The 1,309-nt window shown below is 62.3% G+C and carries 1 protein-coding gene; it reads left to right on the plus strand.

The window, feature by feature from the left end:
* The coding region (locus tag I5W_RS31940) for a hypothetical protein (RefSeq protein WP_044528304.1) at positions 1–1,309 on the plus strand (1,309 nt) is incomplete at both ends.

Here is a 1,309-nt window from a genome sequence, read left to right on the forward strand (position 1 = left end):
ATTCTGGGCGTCAACGTCGATGGGCTGGACGACGACAGCCAGCGTTCCCTGCTCATCAGCGCGCTCGACAACGTGAGCAAGGACAAGGTCGACACCCCGACCAAGATCGATACGATCAACGGCATCGTCGGCAAGATCTTGAATGCCGCCGGCAACGCCACGAAGGCCAATCAACTGGCCATCACAGACTTTACCGGCGTAGGCGTCAACGAGCTGGAGGGAGCCGACGATGGCATCCTGCAAAACATGCGCGACGCAGTGGCCGCCCTGAACAAGAACGACATCGACTCCGTCGCAGAACTGAAGGTGCTGGCAGATGGCCTGCTGAGAGACCTGAAAGCGATCCGCGATTACGCCACCGGCGTGGTTACCCTACCCCCCACCGTCGCCAACTATGCCAACGCCCGTATAAACGGCGTCACCTCTGACAACCTGGACAGCATCAACGCCGCCATCCGAGTGCTGGGCAGCAACGAGATCACCGTCAGCCAGGTCCGCACCCCCGCCAACCTGCAAAAGGTGGTCGCTGCCTACAATCGCGTCTTGTTGGCAGCCGACAATGGCACCACCGCCGTCGCTCCCTCCCTGACCCGTGACGACCTTACCAGCATCGGCGTGCAGATCAGTGAGAAGCCCGGTGAGGCCAACGCTGATCGCAACGCCGCCGCCCTCAAGCTCCTGCTGACCACGCTGGAGCTGCAACCGGCCGACAAGAGCACAGTCAAGACCCCGGCACTGATCAACGAACTGGCCGAACTGAGCGGCAAGATCGCCGACTACGCCGATGGCCTCGCCAGTGCCACCGCACCGAATACTGCCGATCTGACCAAGCTGCAAGTGAAGTCCATCCTGGCGGAAAACGGCGCCACGCCGTCCACCGAAGGCCTGATCCAGGACATGCTCAAGTCCTTCAAGAATAGCGGCGAACACGCCCTGGCCTCGCTCGACCTGACGGTTCTGCAAAACATGGCCCATGTCGCCTACAAGCTGCGTGACCTGACCAGCACCAGCGGTACCATCGCCGAAGACCAGCGCCCGGATGCGGGCGCCCGCGATGCCGCCGGCAATCCTCTGCACGGCGCGCGCCTGACCCTGGACGAACTCAAACTACTGGGTCTGGACGTAGCCGACGCCAGTGCTGAGCGCATCAAGCTGCTCAATGACGCCATTGATGTCCAGAACAGCTTTGAGACCGTTTCCACGCTCGCCAAGCTGAAGGCGTTGAAGCTGGACGACATCGTCAAGCGCGTCATGCAGCAGGCCGACGCCGGCGAGCCTGATCCGGCGCACCCGGCCAGACTATTGCCGC

Source organism: Herbaspirillum sp. B65 (genome assembly GCF_000333555.1).
GTDB classification, from domain to species: domain Bacteria; phylum Pseudomonadota; class Gammaproteobacteria; order Burkholderiales; family Burkholderiaceae_D; genus Herbaspirillum; species Herbaspirillum rubrisubalbicans.